General features: G+C 39.5%; 18 protein-coding genes, 1 pseudogene and 1 riboswitch. Of the genes and pseudogenes, 16 read left to right on the top strand and 3 right to left on the bottom strand.

The annotated features are described in order from the left end of the window. Window positions 1-185: 185 nt before the first annotated feature. Window positions 186-503 (bottom strand): helix-turn-helix transcriptional regulator, encoded by a 318-nt coding sequence (locus FTU64_RS08770; RefSeq protein ID WP_078193801.1) that lies wholly within the window; start codon window positions 501-503, stop codon window positions 186-188. A gap of 282 nt (window positions 504-785) precedes the next feature. On the opposite strand from FTU64_RS08770, the gene cysK reads away from it, so the two are divergent. From cysK to FTU64_RS08750, 5 genes and pseudogenes are all read left to right on the top strand, one after another. Beyond that, the gene (cysK, locus tag FTU64_RS08765) at window positions 786-1,784 is read left to right on the top strand and encodes a cysteine synthase A (RefSeq protein ID WP_078193800.1); all 999 of its coding nucleotides are present in this window, start codon (window positions 786-788) and stop codon (window positions 1,782-1,784) included. 571 nt (window positions 1,785-2,355) lie between these two features. Next, a pseudogene (locus tag FTU64_RS16500) lies at window positions 2,356-2,517 on the top strand (cation transporter); the annotation flags it as partial. A 72-nt stretch (window positions 2,518-2,589) separates the two neighbouring features. Then, window positions 2,590-5,028, top strand: a complete 2,439-nt coding sequence (locus FTU64_RS08760) for a copper-translocating P-type ATPase (protein WP_373686010.1) — start codon at window positions 2,590-2,592, stop codon at window positions 5,026-5,028. 1 nt (window position 5,029) lies between these two features. Continuing rightward, a complete protein-coding gene (gene cueR / locus FTU64_RS08755) occupies window positions 5,030-5,449 on the top strand; it encodes a Cu(I)-responsive transcriptional regulator (protein ID WP_168377524.1) in 420 nt (139 codons plus the stop codon). 66 nt (window positions 5,450-5,515) lie between these two features. Beyond that, window positions 5,516-5,710 carry a heavy-metal-associated domain-containing protein gene (locus FTU64_RS08750; RefSeq protein WP_180003680.1) on the top strand — a complete coding sequence of 65 codons (195 nt, stop codon included), beginning with the start codon at window positions 5,516-5,518 and terminating at the stop codon, window positions 5,708-5,710. Window positions 5,711-5,778: 68 nt separating this feature from the next. Here the strand turns inward: FTU64_RS08750 and FTU64_RS08745 are convergent, their stop codons facing one another. Beyond that, on the bottom strand, window positions 5,779-6,384 hold the full coding sequence (locus FTU64_RS08745) for a TetR/AcrR family transcriptional regulator (RefSeq protein WP_078190941.1): 606 nt from the start codon (window positions 6,382-6,384) through the stop codon (window positions 5,779-5,781). Between the two features lie 605 nt (window positions 6,385-6,989). Here FTU64_RS08745 and FTU64_RS08740 point away from each other — a divergent pair. The 4 genes from FTU64_RS08740 to FTU64_RS08725 all read left to right on the top strand — a co-directional run bounded on the left by FTU64_RS08740 (window position 6,990) and on the right by FTU64_RS08725 (window position 12,213). After that, window positions 6,990-8,768 (top strand): acyl-CoA dehydrogenase C-terminal domain-containing protein, encoded by a 1,779-nt coding sequence (locus FTU64_RS08740; RefSeq protein ID WP_180041492.1) that lies wholly within the window; start codon window positions 6,990-6,992, stop codon window positions 8,766-8,768. A gap of 101 nt (window positions 8,769-8,869) precedes the next feature. Further along, on the top strand, window positions 8,870-10,039 hold the full coding sequence (locus FTU64_RS08735) for a thiolase family protein (RefSeq protein ID WP_078193795.1): 1,170 nt from the start codon (window positions 8,870-8,872) through the stop codon (window positions 10,037-10,039). Window positions 10,040-10,172: 133 nt separating this feature from the next. Continuing rightward, window positions 10,173-11,672 (top strand): succinate CoA transferase, encoded by a 1,500-nt coding sequence (locus FTU64_RS08730; RefSeq protein ID WP_180059589.1) that lies wholly within the window; start codon window positions 10,173-10,175, stop codon window positions 11,670-11,672. 223 nt (window positions 11,673-11,895) lie between these two features. Further along, a complete protein-coding gene (locus FTU64_RS08725; protein ID WP_111884393.1) occupies window positions 11,896-12,213 on the top strand; it encodes a hypothetical protein in 318 nt (105 codons plus the stop codon). 89 nt (window positions 12,214-12,302) lie between these two features. Here FTU64_RS08725 and FTU64_RS08720 read toward each other — a convergent pair whose 3' ends face one another. After that, a complete protein-coding gene (locus FTU64_RS08720) occupies window positions 12,303-13,004 on the bottom strand; it encodes an HAD family phosphatase (protein WP_180059588.1) in 702 nt (233 codons plus the stop codon). A gap of 190 nt (window positions 13,005-13,194) precedes the next feature. Between FTU64_RS08720 and FTU64_RS08715 the strand changes: the two genes are divergently transcribed. From FTU64_RS08715 to FTU64_RS08685, 7 genes are all read left to right on the top strand, one after another. Further along, entirely contained in the window at window positions 13,195-14,088 is an 894-nt protein-coding gene (locus FTU64_RS08715; RefSeq protein WP_168377518.1) for a LysR substrate-binding domain-containing protein, read from the top strand. A gap of 197 nt (window positions 14,089-14,285) precedes the next feature. Continuing rightward, window positions 14,286-14,397: riboswitch (guanidine-I (ykkC/yxkD leader) on the top strand. Between the two features lie 29 nt (window positions 14,398-14,426). Continuing rightward, complete coding sequence (locus FTU64_RS08710) at window positions 14,427-15,164, top strand: urea amidolyase associated protein UAAP1 (RefSeq protein ID WP_180059587.1); 738 nt, start codon at window positions 14,427-14,429, stop codon at window positions 15,162-15,164. 11 nt (window positions 15,165-15,175) lie between these two features. Beyond that, window positions 15,176-15,838, top strand: coding sequence for an urea amidolyase associated protein UAAP2 (locus tag FTU64_RS08705; RefSeq protein WP_180059586.1), 663 nt, complete (start codon window positions 15,176-15,178; stop codon window positions 15,836-15,838). A gap of 3 nt (window positions 15,839-15,841) precedes the next feature. Then, complete coding sequence (uca, locus tag FTU64_RS08700) at window positions 15,842-19,462, top strand: urea carboxylase (protein WP_180059585.1); 3,621 nt, start codon at window positions 15,842-15,844, stop codon at window positions 19,460-19,462. Between the two features lie 105 nt (window positions 19,463-19,567). Further along, complete coding sequence (locus FTU64_RS08695) at window positions 19,568-20,749, top strand: hypothetical protein (protein ID WP_180059584.1); 1,182 nt, start codon at window positions 19,568-19,570, stop codon at window positions 20,747-20,749. 115 nt (window positions 20,750-20,864) lie between these two features. Next, window positions 20,865-21,176 (top strand): hypothetical protein, encoded by a 312-nt coding sequence (locus tag FTU64_RS08690; RefSeq protein ID WP_180059583.1) that lies wholly within the window; start codon window positions 20,865-20,867, stop codon window positions 21,174-21,176. 149 nt (window positions 21,177-21,325) lie between these two features. Further along, a complete protein-coding gene (locus FTU64_RS08685; RefSeq protein WP_257222222.1) occupies window positions 21,326-21,532 on the top strand; it encodes a hypothetical protein in 207 nt (68 codons plus the stop codon). Window positions 21,533-21,540 lie beyond the last annotated feature (8 nt).

Here is a 21,540-nt window from a genome sequence, read left to right as displayed (position 1 = left end):
TCATTTTAAATGAATTAATGAAAAGTATGAGCTGATTTAAAGCTTTGGATATTCGATATAAATATAGATATTTTGAAGAAGTTTGGAGGGTAAATTGAGGTATTGAATTGCTGCCCATTGCGATAATTCATCTATAGTGGTGCAAGAACAGCATGTCTGGCTTGAAATTTTAAAATAACTGAGTGTTATTTATAAGATTGGTTGCAATACAATTGGTAAAGAGTATTGAGAACTTGAACTAAATTTGCATCTTTAATTGAATAATAAATTTGCTTTCCATCACGACGCGTGGTCACAACATCACTTTTGCGTAACATCATCAGTTGTTGTGAGAGGGTTGGCTGTTTAATATCAGTGATTTCTTCAATCTGAGACACATTCAATTCTTGCTGTGCTAGATGACATAAAATTAGTAGACGATCCGTATTTGCCAGCGACTTTAAAACGCCCACGACTAATTCGGCAGAATCACGCATAGTAGTGATTTCCAGATCGGTATTCATTGGATATGTCCATACGATTAACAACAGCTCAAGTATACGGATATAACGGCTTAATACATTGAATAAATAAGACAATTTCTATGGTTTTTTATGAAATCAAATATCATTAATTTTTATAAGTTTAAATTTAGTTAATCAGTTAAATTTATTGCTTGATTTTAGTACAAGCTTTCACAAAATGCACATAAATATAAGACATTAGCTTAAAAAATCATGCACACTTTGAAAATAATTGTATCATCTAAAGATCGTATTCAATAAATACACAAGGGATAAATAGTCATGACAACAGATTCAGCTTTTCCAGCAACGAGTAATTTAGGTATCGCGGTATATAGTAATAATGCTGAAGCGATTGGTAATACACCTTTAGTTCGTATTAATCGTGCGATTCAGTCAGATGCAACGGTCTTGGCTAAAGTTGAAAGCCGTAACCCAGCATTTTCTGTGAAATGTCGTGTGGGTGCAGCTCTCATTGCTGATGCAGAAGAAAAAGGTTTATTAAAACCGGGTATGCATATTGTAGAACCTACAAGTGGTAATACAGGGATTGCTTTGGCATTTGTTGCAGCTGCGAAAGGTTATGCAATTACATTAACCATGCCAGCAAGTATGAGTATCGAACGCCGTAAGGTGTTAAAATCTTTTGGTGCAAATCTCGTATTGACTGAACCTGCTAAAGGCATGAAAGGTGCGGTCGAAGAAGCACAGCGCCTCGTTGCCGAACATCCTGAAACGTATTATTTACCACAACAGTTTGAAAACCCTGCAAACCCTAAAATTCATGAATTGACCACTGGCCCAGAAATTTGGGAAGCGACCGGTGGTAAAGTGGATATTTTAGTTTCAGGTGTAGGTACAGGCGGTACGATTTCAGGCATTTCAAGCTATTTTGAAAAAGTGAAAAATCAGCCGCTTTATTCTGTTGCGGTAGAACCGGCTGAATCTCCGATTATTGCCCAAGCGAAAAAAGGCGAAACACTGACTCCTGGGCCACATAAAATTCAGGGGATTGGAGCTAACTTTATTCCGGGTAACTTAGATCTAGACCTTGTTGATGAAGTGATCGGTATTGAAAGTGCTGAAGCAATTGAGTGGGCGCGTAAAACGGCTACTCATGACGGTATTTTAGTGGGTATCTCTAGTGGCGCGGCAATGGCTGCGGCGGCAAAACTTGCTGCACGTCCTGAGAATGCAGGCAAAACCATTGTGGTCATTTTACCGGATGGTGGTGAACGTTACCTTTCTTCAGTTTTATTTGAAGATATTAGTGCTGACTAATAATTCTGACATGAAAAAAAGCCCGTTCAATTGAATGGGCTTTTTTATTGATGATTTTGTTATTTATACTTGTCTTAAGCCGCGTCTTGATCATCGTTTTTGGCATTTTGTTGTTTAATTTTTCGTTTAGGCGGTTCATATCCTAACTTTCGAGCGATATATTTAAACAGGAAGCCTAAGAGTATGCATATCGTGACAGCAGGGATAACCACTTGAGTGAGCCAAACATCAATATGATCTAGACTCCAACTTAAAATTAAAAATAAAAAAGCACACAAATATGCGCAGTTAAAGCAAATGTTCGACAGTTTGTACATGCGAAAGAGAGTAATTCGTTTGGTGGTCACGAATCTCTATCTTACTGAATAATGAGGAAAGGTGTAGTTTTAATATCAGAAAAATAAACTAATTGAATAATCATTATTCAATATTATTGATTATGTTTTTAAATCTTCGCAATTCTTTATACCTTAAAGAAAAGCCTTGCTGTGAGTCAGAAAAACTTGACCTTCCCATTGTGGTAAAGTTTAAGCTATAGCCTAAAACAAGCACATATGATTGGGATGTTGCCATGACAGATTCGACAGAACGCAAACTTTTTGATGGCACACTTGCTATTGAAGGGATGACCTGTGCTTCTTGTGTGGCACGGGTTGAAAAAGCCTTAAAAAAAGTCGATGGCATCACTGATGCTCAAGTGAATTTAGCCACTGAAACAGCACATGTTCAGAGTGATAAAAATGTGGATTATTCTGCTGTAATTCAGGCCGTTGAAAAGGCAGGTTTTGGCGTTGCACAAAAGCAGATTGAACTTGAAATTGAAGGAATGACTTGCGCATCGTGTGTTGCACGTGTTGAAAAAGCCTTAAAGGTAGTTCCAGAAGTCATCGATGCAAAAGTGAATTTGGCAACTGAAAAAGCCACGATTACGGCATTGGCATCTGTTGAAAATTCTGCATTGGCGAAGTCTGTAGAAAAAGCAGGTTTTCATATTGCACAGCCCAATATTGAATTAAATATTGATGGAATGACCTGTGCTTCATGTGTGGCACGGGTTGAAAAAGCCTTAAACGCTGTAGACGGTGTCAATAAAGCAACGGTAAATTTAGCCAGTGAAAAAGCCTTTGTTCAGGCGCCAGTTTCAAAAACACAGGAATTGATCGCGGCAGTTAAAAAAGCGGGATACAGTGCGACCGTTGCTACACAACTACAACCGACAATGGCAGAAAAAAAAGCCGATGAAGCTCGGTTGCTCAAACGTGATTTAATCATCGCATTGGTACTCGCTGTTCCTGTTTTTATCTTGGAGATGGGATCACATATGATTCCAGCTTTTCATCATTTTATTGCACATAATTTAGGGACACAAAATAGTTGGTATATTCAGTTTATATTAACCACTTTGGTGTTAATCCTACCCGGAAGACGCTTTTATCAGCACGGCATACCAGCACTTGCGCGACTTGCCCCAGATATGAATTCTTTGGTCGCAGTCGGGACTTTATCTGCTTATAGTTTTTCTTGTGTTGCAACATTTGCTCCGCAATTATTACCGCAAGGTACGGTTCATGTGTACTTTGAAGCAGCCGCAGTAATTGTGGCGTTGATTCTTTTGGGTCGTTTTATGGAGGCGAAAGCCAAAGGTAAAACCTCGCAAGCTATTCAATACTTAGTCGGCATGCAACCCAAAACAGCACGTGTTGAGCAATCTAGTAGCTATATAGATTTGCCGATTAGTGATGTTGAAACAGGTATGTTGATTGAAATACGGCCTGGTGAACGTTGCCCAGTCGATGGTGCTGTAGTGTCTGGGAACAGTTATATTGATGAATCCATGATCAGTGGCGAGCCAATTCCTGTCGAGAAAAAAGCCGGTGATCAAGTTGTCGGTGGAACGATTAACCAAAATGGGGCATTGAAAATACAAGCCACTGCGGTAGGTCAAGATTCTGTTTTGGCACAAATTATCCATATGGTCGAACAGGCTCAGGGTTCAAAATTACCGATTCAAGCTTTGGTGGATAAAGTCACGTTATGGTTTGTACCGGTGGTAATGGCGTTGGCGTTGATCACCTTTTTAGTTTGGTATGTAGTTGGACCTGAACCGAGTTTAACCTATGCCTTAGTCAATGCTGTAGCAGTACTGATCATCGCATGTCCATGTGCAATGGGTTTGGCAACGCCAACATCTATCATGGTCGGTACAGGGCGAGGTGCAGAGCTTGGAGTATTGTTCCGTAAAGGTGAAGCCTTACAACAACTCAAAAATACTCAAGTGGTTGCAGTCGATAAAACAGGGACATTGACGGAAGGTAAACCGAAACTGACAGATTTTGAAGTCACTGAAGCTTTTGATAAAGATCGCGTATTTCAGTTATTGGCCTCTGTAGAGCAGAAATCTGAACATCCGATTGCCTATGCCATTGTACAAGCTGCGAAAGAGATGCAAGTGCAACTTTTAGAAGTTGAACAGTTTGATTCCGTGACTGGTGCTGGGATTCAGGCGGTTGTTGAAGGACAAAGCATTTATATTGGTGCAGATCATTTGATGCATAAACTTGGTTTAGAAACACAAATCTTTTCAGCACTGGCAGAACGCATGGGCAATGAAGGGAAAACCCCGCTATATGTATCGATCGATCAACAGCTTGCTGCCATTGTTGCTGTAGCCGACCCGATCAAAGCCACAACCTTCGCAGCCATTCAAGCTTTGCATGATTTAGGGCTGAAAGTGGCCATGATTACAGGCGACAACCGACACACTGCCACTGCCATAGCACGACAGTTGAAAATTGATCATGTGATTGCTGAAGTGATGCCAGATCAAAAAGTGCAATCTGTACAACAGTTGCAAAAAGAACATGGTGTTGTATGTTTTGTTGGCGATGGTATTAATGATGCGCCTGCACTTGCGCAAGCAGATGTGGGCATGGCGATTGGTACAGGGACAGATGTGGCGATAGAGGCCGCGGACGTTGTGCTTATGTCGGGTAATTTACAAATGGTGCCGACAGCAATCGCACTGAGCACAGCGACGATGAATAATATTCGCCAAAACCTATTTTGGGCATTTATTTACAATGCAGCATTGATTCCTGTCGCTGCAGGTGTGTTATATCCATTCTTTGGCATACTACTTTCACCTATGTTCGCAGCAGGTGCAATGGCACTTTCATCGGTGTTTGTTGTGTCGAATGCCTTACGTTTAAAAGCATTTAAAGGGCCAGTTTTTCAGGAGTCTTGAGATGAATATTGGACAAGCAGCGAAAGCATCGGGCATTTCTGCAAAAATGATCCGCTATTATGAATCGATTGGGCTGTTAAATAATGCGCAGCGCACCGATGCAGGCTATCGAATTTACTCGGAAGCCGATATTAAAACCTTGAGTTTCTTGAGACATGCACGTGATTTAGGTTTTTCTTCTGAACAAATGAAAGATTTACTTGGACTTTGGAAAAATCAAAGTCGGCAAAGCGTTGAAGTTAAATCATTGGCGTTAAAACATATCCAGACCTTAAATCAAAAAATCGCAGACTTACAGGCCATGGTTGAGATCTTGCAACAGTCCGTCGATGGCTGTGCCGGTAATGATCAAGCCGATTGTACGATTTTAAATCAAATCGAAACGGGCATGGCTGAGTGCTGCCATACAGCAAAGATTTAAACCCGCTTGACCTTACAATCGTGGCAAGGTTTATAGTGTTGTTATTAGAAAAGAAGGATGAACAGCATGAAATTTCGTATTGATAATATGACATGTGGTGGTTGCGCACGTAGCGTGACAGCAACGATTAAAGACTTAGATGAAAATGCAACGGTCACTATTGATGTAGCCACTAAATTAGTTGAGGTTGAATCCAGTGCCAGTGCAGAGCAATTGATTAGCGCTTTAACCGAAGATGGTTTCCCACCTGTGATTGCATAACTTAGATATTGTCTAATGTATAAAAAAAGCCGAACAATTGTTCGGATTTTTTTATTTATAAATCAATTTTATACGGCTGAAATTTTATCTGGCGTCATCAGCGCCTGATTAATATATAGCTTGATTAAACGTTCACGTGAACCGATTGATTTTTGATAATGCGTTGAATTGAGGAGTAGGGACGCACCATAAGTGACCGTCCAAATATAGGATAAATAATCACGAATCGACATTGCGCTTTCAAGTGATTTTAAATAATCACTGGTCATATCCTTAATTTCAATAATACGTTCTTCACGAACACGATAGAGCTCTTCAAATAACTCTTTTAATTTACGTTCATTATTAGTTAAGCGTTCTTCAATGACATGTAATAATATAGTTCTATTAGAATTCAACATATTATAAAGCATATATTGTGAAACATAAGTTTTAATATCATGATTATATTTTTTTGAAATTTCTAATAATCGTTTTTCATTTAAGATAATCAGTTCTAAATATAATTGGTTTTTACTTTTAAAATGTTTATAAATCGTGCCTTTGGCAATATCTAGTTCACAAGCTAACTCACTTAAGGTGATGTCTTGATTATTATCTAATAGCAGGGTTTCTGCCATGGCTAAAATTTTTTCCTTGCGAAGGATAAAATTTTGTTGGCGTACTGAACTCATGATACCTGTTCCATAAACAGCTTGAGGGTGAACAAGCCTAGCTTAAGCTAAATCTTGTGAATCTTACATTCCACTATGGTCTCAAATATTACATAAATTGGTTTAAAAATAAACACATTAGTAGAGTGCGTAAAGCATATAGAATTCATAGCATAAAATTAATGTCAATAAAACTGAACCCTTGAGGTCATTTTTTTGAAATAAAATTCCATTTTTATTTTTTTTAATTTATTGTCTTTTCGCTTTTACAACAAAAGCAGCATTTAACAAAACGGTCTTGGTTGTTATGTTATTAATACAACCTAAATTAAACATGATTATGGGTGCTATTATGTTTGGTTTTAATCAATTACCAATTATAAATTTAGTCAACTCAATAAATTTATTTAAGTGTAATAAAATAATGCTGCTCAAAATATCAGGTGGTTATTTTTCACTTGTCGGTAAAAACACATTATCTATATTCTTTTTAGATATCTATCTGAAAAAACAGATCTTTAAAAAATCCACACAAAATTGATTTGATGATTTTGTGCGGGAGCGTGCAACTTTAAAAAAGTACTTTGTCAAAGACGCTGACAAAGCCTGTAGAAAAGGAAAGTACAATGCCAATATACAATGCGCCGTTAAAGGACATGGACTTCATCTTAAATGATGTATTCAATGCAGATGAGTTCTGGCAGTCAAATGAAAACTTAGCTCATATTGATATGGCGACTGCAAATGCCATTTTAGAAGAAATGGCTAAGTTTTCTAAAAACGTTATTCTAGACTTGAACCGTACTGCAGATGAAGAAGGTGGTGCGCAGTTTAGTAATGGTGTTGTTACTACGCCTACAGGGTTTAAAGACGCTTTTAAACAATTCGCTGAAGGTGGCTGGGTGGGTTTAGGCGCTTCTGAAGAATGGGGCGGCCAAAACATGCCGAAAATGTTGACAGTACTTGCTGACGAAATGATTTGGAGTACCAATCCATCATTTATGTTGTATCCACTACTGACTGTGGGTGCAGGTATGGCGATTAATGACCGTGCTTCGCAAGAGCAAAAAGAAACCTATCTTCCAAAATTTTATACGGGTGAATGGTCAGGCACTATGTGTTTAACTGAACCACATTCAGGGACTGATTTGGGGATCATTAAAACCAAAGCAGAGCCGAATGAAGATGGTTCATTTAATATTACAGGCACGAAAATTTTCATCACCAGTGGTGAACATGATCTGTGTGAAAACATCATCCATCTTGTGTTAGCAAAAACGCCAAATGCACCTGCGGGTTCACGTGGTATTTCATTGTTTATCGTTCCAAAATTCCATGTCAATGCCGATGGCTCAGTCGGTGAACGTAATGCTGTTTCAGCGGGTTCAATTGAACACAAGATGGGTATTAAAGGTTCTGCAACGTGTGTTATGAACTTTGATGGTGCCAAAGGTTATATCGTTGGTAAAGAAAACGAAGGTCTTGCGGCGATGTTTGTCATGATGAACTATGAACGTTTATCGATGGGTATCCAAGGGATTGGCGCTGCAGAATTTGCTTACCAAAATGCTGCACAGTATGCGACTGATCGTCTACAAGGTCGTTCTGCGACAGGTGTGAAATCTCCTGAAAAACCAGCAGACTCTATTTTAGTACATGGTGATGTACGTCGTATGTTGTTGAATGTACGCGCCAACAACGAAGCATCTCGTGCATTTGCTGTGTATGTTGGCCAGCAACTGGATATTACAAAATATTCAACTGACGAAGCTGCAGTGAAAAAAGCTAATGACCGCGTGGCTTTATTGACACCTATTGCAAAAGCCTACCTAACAGATACAGCCCTACAAGCTACTTTAGAAGCGCAAATGTGCTTTGGTGGTCATGGCTATATCCGTGAATGGGGTATGGAGCAATGCATTCGTGACTTACGTATTTCACAGATTTACGAAGGCACAAATGGCGTACAAGCGATTGATTTAATTGGACGCAAAACCACGAAATGTAATGGTGCATTTATTGCCGAATACATTGCTGAAATTCGTGACTTTGCTGCAACCATGGCTGATTCAAAAGTTAAATCTGCAGCATTGCAAGTTTCTGACGAAGTTGAAGCATTAACGCAATTCATTGTAGAACAATCTAAGACCACCCCAGACTTTAGCAGTTCGGTGGCAGTCGATTACCTGCACGCTGTTGGTTTACTCAGCTTTGTGTATATGTTTGCGCGTATTAGCAAAGCTGCGGCTGCAAAACCAGAGAGCTTCTTCCAAAACAAACTGGTACTCGCAGATTTCTATGTTGAGAAAGTTCTACCTGACCTTGCTGCCCGTGCTCAACGCATTAAAGCAGGTTCTGAACTTATCATGCAGCTATCTGAAGAATACTTCACCGCTCAATCTTAAGGTTTCATCGAAACCACTGTGAAAAACATTAAGATGGAAAATCTGAGGAACCAGTCATGGTTCCTTGGGGTTAAAAGATTTAAAACAGGATGAAATAAGAAATGATTGTAATTGTAGATGGCGTACGTACAGCGATGGGTGGTTTTCAGGGTTCACTTTCATCTTGTACAGCCCCAGACTTAGGTGCTGCAGCGATTCAGGCTGTTGTTGCACGTGCAGGTTTAGAACCTACAGATATTGACGAAGTTATTTTTGGCTGTGTATTACCGGCTGGTCTTAAACAAGGTCCTGCACGCCAAGCGATGCGTCAAGCAGGTTTGCCAGATACAACGGGTGCCACCACGATTAATAAAATTTGTGGTTCAGGCATGAAGGCAGTGATGCAAGCAGCTGATGCGATTAAAGCCGGTTCTGCTAATATTGTGGTTGCTGGTGGTATGGAGTCGATGTCAAATGCGCCATATTTACTTGAAAAAGCGCGTTCAGGCTATCGTATGGGGCATGGTAAAACTACAGACCACATGTTTCAAGAAGGCTTAGAAGATGCTGAGACAGGTTTATCGATGGGTATTCTGGCACAAGATATGGCAGATAAAAAAGGCTATACCCGTGAACAGCAAGATGCTTTTGCCATCAACTCACTCAATAAAGCCGTTGCAGCGATTCAAGGCGGTTTCTTCAAAAATGAAATCGTGCCGGTTACCGTTAAAAGCCGTAAAGGTGACGTCGTTGTTGACACAGATGAACAGCCATTAAGTGCTAAGCCTGAAAAAATCCCTACACTGCGTCCTGCATTCAAAAAAGACGGCACGATCACAGCTGCCAATGCCAGCTCAATTTCTGACGGTGCATCTGCTTTGGTGGTTACATCAGAAGAAACGGCCCAAGCACGTGGTTTAACACCACTGGCAAAAGTCGTTGCTTATGCTACAAATTCACAGCATCCGTCAGAGTTCACGATTGCTCCAGTCGGTGCTATTGAGAAAGTACTTGCACAAGCCGGTTGGGATGCACAAGAAGTTGACCTGTGGGAAGTCAATGAAGCATTTGCCATGGTTACGATGCTGGCGATTGATGGATTTAACTTAGATGAAGCAAAAGTGAACATTCATGGTGGTGCTTGCTCACTTGGTCACCCACTGGGTTCATCAGGTTCACGTATTATTGTGACGCTGATTCATGCCTTAAAACGCACTGGCGGTAAAAAAGGTGTCGCAGCACTGTGTATTGGTGGCGGTGAAGCAACTGCAATTGCGGTTGAACTGATTTAATTTGCCTCAATTTATATAAGTAAGCTTTTAGATAAGTACGTTTTTAGATAAGCAATAACAAACGCTATCTCAGTTCGCTGGGATGGCGAAAAAAGATGTTTATTTTGAGATATTTATTTTTTGAGATTTAATTATGAATGGTTTAGATCGCATTCGCTTACTCTCCCTTCGCGACAAAGTAATGTCTGCTGAAAAAGCGATTGAGTTAATTCAAGATGGTTCAGTGGTTGGTTTAAGTGGTTTTGGTGGTGCAGGTGAGGCAAAGACGGTTCCATTGGCACTTGCAGATCATGTAGTTTCACATCCTCTTCGTATCACGTTGGCAACGGGTGCTAGTTTAGGAAATAGTATCGATGGTCGTCTCAATGCGGCACATGCGATAGAACGTCGTTATCCGTATCAGGCAGATCCTGGTTTACGTAAAGCCATTAACGCTGGCGAGGTCATGTATATTGACCAACACTTGTCTGAAATGGCTGACAATATTCGTCATCATAATTTACCGCGCATTAATGTGGCCGTTATTGCAGCGACTGCAATTACCGAAGATGGTCAAGTTATTCCGACAGGTTCATGTGGTAACTCAGCCAATTTCATTGAAATGGCAGATCATGTGATTATTGAAATTGATAATACGATTAACCCAGTGCTAGAAGGTGTACATGATATTTATGTGCCGAAAGTGCGACCAAACCGTGGGCCAATTCCACTGACTCAGGTCGGTGAACGTATCGGTACGATTGGGATCAATGTCAGCCCCGATAAGATTTCAGCTATTGTGTTGAATGATCTGCCAGATACCCAGTTTAAAATGGATGAACCTGATGCTGAAACCCTAGCGATTGCTCAGCATCTGATTGATTTCTTTGAAGGTGAAGTCGCAGCAGGGCGTTTGCCTGAAAATTTAGGCCCGCTACAGTCAGGTGTGGGTTCGATTGCCAACGCTGTATTTGCCGGTTTTGAGCATTCGAATTTTCATGATTTGGAAATGTATTCAGAAGTACTACAAGACTGTACTTTCCAGCTAATTGATTCTGGAAAAATGAAATTTGCCTCAGGCTGTTCAATGACGTTATCTGAGCCTTGTGCACAGCACGTGATGAACAATTTTGATCAGTACAAAGACAAAATTGTGTTACGTCCACAAGAGCTATCCAATAACCCTGAAATCATTCGACGTTTAGGCATTATCGCGATTAATACGGCGCTTGAGTTTGATATTTACGGAAACGTAAATTCGACCCATGTGACGGGTACGAAAATGATGAACGGTATCGGTGGTTCAGGAGACTTTACTCGTCATGCGCACATTGCCATTTTCGTAACCAAGTCGATTGCAAAAGGCGGTGCGATTTCATCTGTCGTGCCAATGGTGAGTCATACAGACCATACTGACCACGACGTTGACATCGTGGTTACAGAGCAGGGCTTGGCAGATTTACGTGGTCTTTCACCACGTGAGCGTGCACGTAAAGTCATTGAAATCTGTGCACATCCAGATTATCGCGCAGCATTGTTGAGCTACTTTGAACGCGCATGTGAGCGTGGTGGTCAAACGCCGCATATTTTAAAAGAGGCTTTGTCTTGGCATGCCACTTTTGAAGAAACCGGTTCAATGCGTCAAATCGTATAAATCTAAAGATTGAAAATATTTAAATAAGCCCACGATCAAGTGGGCTTATTTATGATGAAAGACTACAAATGTTTCAAAACATGACAAAAGAAAAACAGCAGGACTTGGTTTGCAACTTTTGCACAACATGAACGGTCTTAAGTTCTCTTCAAGGCTTTCTATAATGCAAAACTCATTGACAAAGAAGGTCAGTATTTTGAAAAAGATTCAATTATTTTCTGCGATGTTGTTCGCAGTTCTCCTCACTGCATGTAAACAAAGTCCAGCGCCTGATTATGCTGGAACATGGCAAAATACCGCAGTAGATCCGCAACTTGAAAATGCGCTGATTATTAGTAAAAATGGTGAAAACTATTTCATTACCAATACTTTAAAAGATAAACAAAGTGGTAAATCTGAAAAGAAAAATCCTGTACCTGCATCTGTCGCTGAATCTGGTTTACTGGCTGTAAACTCTGGGACAGGTGCTGTTGAATTTGCAATTGACGAAAAAACTGGAAATTTAGTTGGGTCTGGATCCATTTATAAAAAAGTAAAATAGATCAATTATCTATTGATGCAAAAAAATCAAAAGCAGCCTCTAAATTGGGCTGCTTTTTTAACTTTAAAGCGAATGTTTTTTGCTTTAACTTAGTTCAGAACCGAAGAGAAATCATGAATAAAATAATCCGCTTTATTTTTGATTTGCTCAATTTCGTGTTCTGAATATGCGTCATACACCGCAACCACTTCAATGCCTGCTGCATTTGCAGCTTCTACACCAATAAGCGAATCTTCAAAAATTAAACATTCTTCAGGTTGAACGGCAAAATGTTGAATCGCCTGTAAATAGACTTCAGGATGCGGCTTAATATTTTTGACATTTTCACGGGTCAGGATCAGATCAAAGCTATTTTCAAAATGCAGCTTTGGATAAATGTGGATATTTTTTTGATATCGATAAATATTTTGCAGGCTGGTCGTGGTGGTAATTGCCACCTGAATGCCTTGCTGAATGAGCTGTTGAACAAATAACGCTGCATGTGGTTTAAGCAAGATGATATGTTCTAAAAAATGCTGTGAAATGGCATATCGTTGCTGTTTGATTTGATCTGCAGAGTGTTGTTCAATTCTATAAGTATCTTTTAGATAGTTACAGTACATTAAGTAAGGGTCTGGTGTGTTTTTAAATAATTGCAGCTGAATGTCACGTTCACGTTGAATTAAACCCAGTTGGATGGTTTGTCCAGTTAACTGTTGAATCAAATCTGCATCGACCTGATTCCACACGCCAACAGAGTCGATAAGTGTGCCATCTAAATCAAAACAAACCAGTTTTTTTCCTTGAAGCATGTTGATATCCAAATTCGAGCTGTGTCTATTATGCGGACGGATTGGAGTGTTGAAAAGCTGATTGCAACTGAGCAGGCTAAACTGGCGTTTCATCTGCAATAAAAGTAATATTTCGTTATTGGCTTTTTGTATAATTCAGCAGATGATGCACAGCATAACTTGCAATATTTAATTAGGGATTAAATCTTTCGTGTTTGAATTGGACTGTAAACTTCTTAGCATTTTTTTTCATGTTTATAAGTACAAAAATGTGTCACAAGCTGCTGAACACTTGCAGATGAGTCAGCCTACAGTCAGTAATATTTTAAATAAAATACGACAGCATTATAACGACCCCTTATTTTTACGTATCGGCAATGAAATGGTGCCTACGGAGTTATCGCGTCAATTATTTCCTTTAGTCAGCGAAGCCTTGAGTAAAGTCGAAGCCATTAATAATTTTACGATTAATTTTGATCAAGCCATTTCAGATCAACAATTTACTCTAGCCATGACCGATGTTTCTCATTTGGTTTTATTGCCTAAAATCAGCCAATATCTAAAAAAACACGCGCCACAAATACGTCTAAATGTACGACCGATTACCACTGAAACCAGTTATCAAATGGCGAATGGTGAAATTGATTTGGCACTGGGTTTTTTACCGCATTTGGAAAGCGGCTTTTATCAGCAAAAACTGTTTGAGCAATATTATGTGGTGATTGCAGCTAAGGATCATCCACGATTAAAGGGTGACACCATTACAACTGAGCAATATTTATCAGAGTCGCACATTGATATTGATGCAGGGATGGGGCACTACCATATTGAAAATGAGCTGCTTAACCTTGATTTAAAACGTGATATTTTGATGCGTTTACCTAGTTATTTAGGTGTAGGCTTAGTCGTGCAAGACACTGATGCGATTGCTACTGTGCCGTATTACTTGAGTGAAGTATTGCTTTCGCGCGGCAACTTAAAAATATTTGACGCACCGATTGCATTTCCAACCTATGGCGTGAAGCAATATTGGCATATGTCTTGCCATCATAAAACCAGCCATCAATGGCTACGTCATATGTTCCATGAGATATTGGTAAAATAATTTTTATGCATTACATAAAGCCCAAAAATGATTTTGGGCTTTTTTTTTGCAATTTTTGCAGCAATTTTGTGCATGGGCTGCACCCGATTTGGTCATGCTATAGCTCAATACTATAAAAAAGTCTAATAAATAGCAGTATTACGTTTATATAAATTGGTAATACTAAATTGGCACAGCCTTTGCATTTCTACATACATCATAAAGTGATCTAGGGTTCCGATACATCTTCATGTATGACCGCGACCGAGAGTTCACGGCTTCGTTTTAATTCAAAGCAAAGCTGCACGGAGGGATAAAAGCCCGGGAGGTAAACAGTTAAGAATTAGGCAGAGGCTGCAATGAGCACAATACATTATCATGACGATAAAGCACTATGGACTGAACTTTTACCGGGTGGACACCACTGGTCAGCGCGTATTCAGCGTGGGGCAGTATTACAGCTTAAATCGCTAGGGCAAAATGCCAATGTGGCACTGTACTGTGTAAATAGTGAAGATAAGCTTGAACGCTACAACATGCCAGATAGTCTTAAAGGGCAGCACACGGCATATTTAAGTACGGGTCATATTTTGGCATCGGATTTAGGCCGTGCCATGATCTCGATTGTGAAAGATGATCATGCTTGGAATGATGCTTTTTGTGCACCAAGTACCGCACAACAAATCGAACAACAATTTGGTTCAAAAACTTTCCAAGATGCCCGTAATGATATGTACCGTAATGGCAAAGATAGCTTATTGCTTGAAATGACCAAGTTTGGCTTATCTGCAACTGACCTCAGCAGTACCTTAAATTTATTCTCTAAAGTTCAACCTGATGACAATGGCAACTTAAGTTATGTTGCATCGGACAATACAAATCAAGTCATTGAACTGCGCTTTGAAATGGAGTGTTTGGTCTTTTTATCTAGTGCACCACATGGATTATCTCAAGCAGAAGAATATAACCCTGCTGATGTACAACTAAGTTTATTTAAGGCGTTGCCTTTGGCAGACACCGATGTTTGCCGTGATTCTTGCCCGCAAAATCAACGTGCTTTTCAAAATAATAAACGCTATTACGCTTTAACGGCTTGAGGGGAATGATCATGACTGCATTAGTAAATCCAACACAAAATTTTGAAAAATCAGTGTTAAGCGAAGTATGTCCTGCCGGCGAAGCTTGGATGTGCGAAGTCAAAAAAGGGCAATATTTCCGTATCGTTGACCTCGAAGGCAATCAAGCGGTGGATACGCTATTTATCTCTAGCCAAAACCCTGAAGAGCGTTATAGCGCGACGGATACTTTAGCGATTAACCAACAGATTTATTTAGAAAAAGGCACGGCGCTATACACTAACTTTGGCAAAAAAATTGCTACCATCCATGACGATAATTGTGGCCGTCATGACACCTTAGGCGGTGCATGTTCATGTGAGAGCAACACTGTTCGCTATGCACATGACAAATTTCCAATGCACAGTTGCCGTAATAATTTCATGATTGCGTTGTCACAACATCCGATTGCCAAAAAACATGGCTTAAACGTACGTCACATCGGTCCAAATATTAACTTCTTTATGAATGTGCCCGTTACAAGTGAGGGACATCTAAAGTTTGATGATGGTATTTCTGCACCGGGTAAATATGTCGAAGTCAAAGCGGAAATGGATTTGATCGTGCTGATCTCCAACTGCCCACAGCTGAATAACCCATGTAATGCTTATAACCCAACCAAAATTCAATTGATCATCCGTGAAGGCGAGGAATAAGCCATGTCTATAAAATATGGGTTTAATAAAGTATTAATCGCCAACCGTGGTGCAATTGCGTGTCGTGTTATTCGTACCCTTAAAAAGTTAGGTATCCAATCTGTTGCGGTATATTCAGAAGCAGATCGTGATTCATTGCATGTGACTTTGGCCGATGAAGCGGTGTACATCGGTGAAGCACCAGCCAGCCAAAGTTATTTAAATGTCGATAAAATGTTAGAAGTCGCGAAACAAACAGGCGCAGAAGCGATTCATCCGGGCTATGGCTTCTTGTCTGAAAATGCAGAATTTTGTGATCTGTGTGAAGCGCAAGGCATTGTATTTTTAGGGCCAAATTCGGCGCAAATGAAATCCTTTGGCTTAAAACATACCGCGCGCCAACTCGCGATTCAAGCCAATGTACCACTTCTTCCGGGCAGTCAGCTTTTGGCAGATGAAGCTGAAGCACTGCTTGAAGCCAATCGTATTGGTTATCCTGTGATGCTGAAAAGTACCGCGGGCGGTGGCGGTATTGGTATGCGTTTGGTGTGGAGTGAAGAAGAGCTGAAAGATGCTTATGCAACGGTGTCTTATTTAGCCCAAGCCAACTTTAAAGATGCAGGTTTGTACCTCGAGAAATTTGTGCAAAATGCCCGTCATATCGAAGTGCAGATTTTTGGTGATGGTAATGGCTTAGTCTTGGCACTTGGCGAGCGTGATTGTTCGGTACAACGTCGTAACCAAAAAGTCGTGGAAGAAACCCCAGCACCGCATATCAATGATGATCAACGTGCCTATATTCAATCGGTTGCGATTGGGTTGATGCAGTCGGTGAATTACCGTTCGGCAGGCACAGTAGAATTTGTGATGGATACCGACACACAAGAATTCTATTTCTTAGAAGTGAATACCCGCCTGCAAGTTGAACATGGCGTGACGGAGCAAGTGTTTGGTGTAGACCTTGTGGAATGGATGGTGACCTTAGGCAGCGGTGATTGGATTGCACCAACAGCACAACTTGAATCGAGAGGTCATTCGATTCAAGTACGTTTATATGCTGAAGACCCAATCAAAAACTTCCAACCGAGTGCAGGGCTTTTAACGCACGTTGATTTTGATGCCAATGCACGCAATGAAACTTGGGTAGAAACCGGTTCAAATGTCTCATCATTTTATGACCCGATGATTGCTAAAATTATTGTGACTTCGGACGATCGTGACTCTGCAATTGCTGCAATGACCGAAACACTTGCCAAAACATCGGTTGCAGGCATCGAAACCAATCTTGAATATCTACAAAATATTATCGACTGTGATGTATTTAAAGCCGGTACGCAAACCACACGATTCTTAAATACATTTGAGTGGAAAACCCAAAAAATTGAAGTGTTGCAATCAGGCATTCAAACTTCTGTGCAAGATGTCACAGGTCGTTTGGGCTATTGGGATGTGGGTGTACCACCATCAGGTGCCATTGATCCACTGTCACTTAATGTTGCGAATCAATTGTTAGGCAATGCCTATAACACTGCAGGGCTTGAATGTACCCTACAAGGGCCAACCTTAAAATTCCATTGTGACAGCCAAATCGTACTTGCCGGCGGTGATATGCCGTCGACTTTAGATGGTCAGTCTGTGCCAATGTGGCAAACCGTCAATGTGTGTAAAGGTCAGATTTTAAAATGTGGCAAAATCGCGACAGGTTGCCGTACTTATATCGGCATCAAAGGTGGTCTGAATGTGCCTGAATATCTCGGCTCACAAGCGACTTTTACCTTGGGGCAGTTTGGTGGTCATGCCGGGCGTAATTTATTGATTGGAGATATGTTGCCAATCATGGCATTTACATCTGAACAAGTGACAGCGCTTGCGCCTGAACAAGTGCCAACGTTTAGTCATGAATGGGAAATTGCGGTGATGTACGGCCCGCATGGTGCACCAGACTTCTTTACTAAAAAAGACATTGATACCTTCTTTGCCAATACTTTTGAGATTCACTTTAACTCAAGCCGTACAGGTATTCGTTTGATTGGTCCAAAACCTGAATGGGCACGTGAGGATGGTGGTGAAGCCGGTTTGCATCCATCGAATATTCATGACAATGCTTATGCCATTGGTGCTATCGACTTTACGGGTGATATGCCGATTATTTTGGGTCCAGATGGTCCAAGTTTAGGAGGCTTTGTTTGTCCTGCCGTGGTGATTAATTCTGAGCTTTGGAAGCTTGGTCAATTGAAAGCAGGAGACAAAGTTACATTTATACCTGTGAGTTATCATCAAGCGAAACTTTTAAATGAAAAATATCATGCACAATTAGAAGCAAATGATACGCAGGTTGTGGCATTTGATGAGTCATTTTATCCTGAACTTTCCACCTTAAAAAATGCGGTGCTTGATACTTTAAAAGGTCAGAATGGCTTGCCAGATGTGGTATATCGTCCTGCGGGCAACAACTACATGTTGGTGGAATATGGTGAGTTGGTTTTAGATTTAAACTTACGCTTCCGTATTCATGCACTCATGCAATGGGTTCAAAAGCAAAACATTACCGGGATTATTGACCTGACACCGGGCATCCGTTCACTGCAAATCCATTTTGATTCGATCAAGCTTGATCAATTGGATTTATTGCGTTTACTACAAGTCGCTGAAGCTGAACTGCCTGATGTGACCCAAATGCAAGTACCGTCACGGACTGTGTATTTACCACTTGCTTGGGAGGATTCACAAACCCAGCTAGCAACAGAGCGCTATATGCAAACCGTACGTCCAGATGCGCCATGGTGTCCTGACAATATTGAGTTTATCCGTCGTATTAATGGTTTAAAAGACAAACAAGCGGTCAAAGATGTGGTTTATGACGCGAGTTATTTGGTTATGGGTTTGGGCGATGTGTATTTAGGTGCACCTGTGGCAACACCATTAGATCCGCGTCAACGTTTAGTGACCACCAAATATAACCCTGCACGGACATGGACGCCTGAAAATGCTGTCGGTATTGGCGGTGCATATATGTGTGTCTATGGTATGGAAGGTCCGGGAGGCTATCAGTTCGTGGGTCGTACTACGCAAATGTGGTCTCGTTATCGTAAAAACCCTGACTTTGAGCAAGGTATGCCGTGGTTATTACGCTTCTTTGACCAAATTAAGTTTTATGAAGTCTCTGAGTCCGAGCTTATGCAAATGCGTGAGGACTTCAAAGCAGGTCGCTTAAAACTGCGTGTAGAAGAAGGTGTATTGAACCTAAAAGAATACAATGAATTCTTGACTGAAAATGCCGAATCTATCTCAGCATTTAAATCCATCCAACAAGCCAACTTTGATGAAGAACGTCGTCGTTGGCATGAAGCCGGGCTTGCAGAATATGTTTCTGAAAGCTTAGATGCTGTGACCGATGATAGTGATGTTCAAATTCCTGAAGGTGGTTGTGCGGTGGAATCACACATGCCGGGCAGTATTTGGAAAATTGAATGCAAGTCAGGTGATATTGTGGAAGAAGGTGCAACGCTTGCGGTAATTGAAGCGATGAAAATTGAGATCCCCATTATTGCGCCTGAACGTATGATGGTTTCTGAAATTACCATTGAAAAAGGGCAGACGGTGAAAACGGGACAGGTGTTGTTTACGTTATCGCCAGTGGCTTGATGAGATACAGATAAAAAAGACCGTCCATAAGGGCGGTTTTTTTATTTTATGAATTAGATGTTTAGTTTAATATGAAGGTCAGGGATAAGCAGTTAAGAAAGAACTATGGCAAAGAATAAAAGAGATGATTTTACAGCTTCTACTGTGAAAGTTTTAAGAGATCGAGTAAATAATCTTTGTTCAAATCCAGATTGTGGCAACTTAACGATCGAGCCTAAAAAAATAGATAATAATAAAACTAATATTACTGGAACGGCTGCACACATTTCTGCTGCTGCGGTTGGAGGGCCTCGTTATGATATGTCAATGTCTTCAGAAGAAAGAAAGTCTATAAATAATGGGATATGGCTTTGTAATCATTGTGCTAGAAAAATTGATATAGAGCCTGAAGCATACTCAGTTGATTTATTAAAAGAATGGAAGAAGGGGGCTGAGTTAAAAGTTTTAGCAAACAGTAATAAAAAGTTTTATACAGAAATTGAATTTGAAAAGGAGGCACAATCAAGAGTTTTACAAAGTCACATGTCAAATCAAGTATTTGGATCTGTGGCTAATCAAACTTTAAACGTTATTACAAAAGGAATTCAAAAAGAGCTAAAAACTCTCGATCCAAGATTAAATATTTCATGTGATCATATTAATGGCACCACTCATTATCGCATCGATGCAGTGAGTGAAAGTGATGAACCTGTTAAGGTTAAAATCACTCCAACAGATGCTAATGAATTTAGTGAAAAATATGGTCGATTAGTTGAACATGGTGAATTTTTTCACTCTTCAATTGAAAACTTTATCTCAAACTCTGATGCTATAAATTCGATTTTTCCTAAAGATGTTAAAGATGGGATTGTAACAATCAAGCCAACAAATTTAAGAAAAGGAATTATTGAGATCACTGATAGTGATGATAATGTTATTTTGGATTTAGAAGGAGATTTCATTTTTGGCAGAAAGTCATTCTCGATATGTGCTTATAAATTTGATAATCTTATTGAAATTTCAATAAAAAATATTCCATTAAATCTCTCATCTGATACGAATAATATCGCAAATATTTCTTTAGGTTTAGAGAATTGGCAAGGAATTGATATCAGATTTTTACCTTATTTTGATAAAATTAAAAAAATTTATGAGAAATTGGAAAATCGTACTTCATTAGATTTCAAAATCTTAGTAGATGGACTTGAAATCTACAAAGCAATCAATCTTGATATGTCAAAAAAACTAGCATGGATTAACAACTTCTTAAATTATACAAATTCATGCGCTACCATAGCAAAAAAATAATTTATCTATAACTTTTAATAATGAATGTAGTTTTAGTTCTGAAGAGCACAGACAAATTTATGAAATTTCAGAATTACTTTGCTCGAAAATTGAATTAAATAAGTTTAAGGGTTCAATGACAGTCAATCCTAGTTCTATCGAGTTGGTAAATAGCTTAGTCAAAGATACTGAATCTGAACTGATAATGTTTCAGGATTTAGATATCCAAAGTTTAAATATTTTTAATAATATGGTGGATTTTAAATTATATATAAAACACACTTTTAGGAATCCTCAATTTATTTTACTTAAAAAAGATTTGACAGAAAATTCTTACAAATTTGAAATTAAAGAAAAAACTGTGAATAGTCTTTATCTGAGAGAAGGTTCTTTAACCTCATTCGAATATAGTCAAGATCAAGTTGTATTAGAAAAAATTAAAAAATAACTATTAATTTACGACTTATTAAGAGGCCTTTAAGTTGGTTATAATTTAACCAATGTTTGCATAGCTAGGACGTCGACCAATATGAACAATATTATCCATTCACGCTTTGTCGCAAATTTTTGAGATATCCCTCAATAAAAGAGAATTCAATGATGGCTAAAAAACTTGAAGACCTTATAAGGAAACGTAGTCCTGAAAGTCGAAATCGAATTATGGAAAATGCAAAAATAATTTTGAATGATTGTCTTTCGGAAGATGTGCATTTAACAGAACTAGCAGAAAAAGCTAAAGGGCAAAAAACGATAAAGATCATTTTAGACAACCTACGAGCTCGAGTTCATAAAAAACGCGCTTAAAATTTCGC

The sequence above is a fragment of the Acinetobacter sp. YH12128 genome (assembly GCF_013418655.1).
In the GTDB taxonomy this organism is placed as follows: Bacteria; Pseudomonadota; Gammaproteobacteria; order Pseudomonadales; family Moraxellaceae; genus Acinetobacter; species Acinetobacter amyesii.
The sequence above is the reverse complement of the archived record's forward strand: the minus strand, read 5'-3'. Positions and strand labels throughout refer to the sequence as shown.

Coding starts and splice junctions, on each gene's coding strand:
- FTU64_RS08770 (WP_078193801.1), bottom strand. CDS start 503: ATGAATACCGATCTGGAAATCACTACTATGCGTGATTCTGCCGAATTA.
- FTU64_RS08720 (WP_180059588.1), bottom strand. CDS start 13,004: ATGCTTCAAGGAAAAAAACTGGTTTGTTTTGATTTAGATGGCACACTT.
- FTU64_RS08690 (WP_180059583.1), top strand. CDS start 20,865: ATGACAGTCAATCCTAGTTCTATCGAGTTGGTAAATAGCTTAGTCAAA.
- FTU64_RS08740 (WP_180041492.1), top strand. CDS start 6,990: ATGCCAATATACAATGCGCCGTTAAAGGACATGGACTTCATCTTAAAT.
- FTU64_RS08685 (WP_257222222.1), top strand. CDS start 21,326: ATGATGGCTAAAAAACTTGAAGACCTTATAAGGAAACGTAGTCCTGAA.
- cueR (WP_168377524.1), top strand. CDS start 5,030: ATGAATATTGGACAAGCAGCGAAAGCATCGGGCATTTCTGCAAAAATG.
- FTU64_RS08710 (WP_180059587.1), top strand. CDS start 14,427: ATGAGCACAATACATTATCATGACGATAAAGCACTATGGACTGAACTT.
- FTU64_RS08735 (WP_078193795.1), top strand. CDS start 8,870: ATGATTGTAATTGTAGATGGCGTACGTACAGCGATGGGTGGTTTTCAG.
- FTU64_RS08745 (WP_078190941.1), bottom strand. CDS start 6,384: ATGAGTTCAGTACGCCAACAAAATTTTATCCTTCGCAAGGAAAAAATT.
- FTU64_RS08725 (WP_111884393.1), top strand. CDS start 11,896: ATGTTGTTCGCAGTTCTCCTCACTGCATGTAAACAAAGTCCAGCGCCT.
- uca (WP_180059585.1), top strand. CDS start 15,842: ATGTCTATAAAATATGGGTTTAATAAAGTATTAATCGCCAACCGTGGT.
- cysK (WP_078193800.1), top strand. CDS start 786: ATGACAACAGATTCAGCTTTTCCAGCAACGAGTAATTTAGGTATCGCG.
- FTU64_RS08695 (WP_180059584.1), top strand. CDS start 19,568: ATGGCAAAGAATAAAAGAGATGATTTTACAGCTTCTACTGTGAAAGTT.
- FTU64_RS08750 (WP_180003680.1), top strand. CDS start 5,516: ATGAAATTTCGTATTGATAATATGACATGTGGTGGTTGCGCACGTAGC.
- FTU64_RS08730 (WP_180059589.1), top strand. CDS start 10,173: ATGAATGGTTTAGATCGCATTCGCTTACTCTCCCTTCGCGACAAAGTA.
- FTU64_RS08705 (WP_180059586.1), top strand. CDS start 15,176: ATGACTGCATTAGTAAATCCAACACAAAATTTTGAAAAATCAGTGTTA.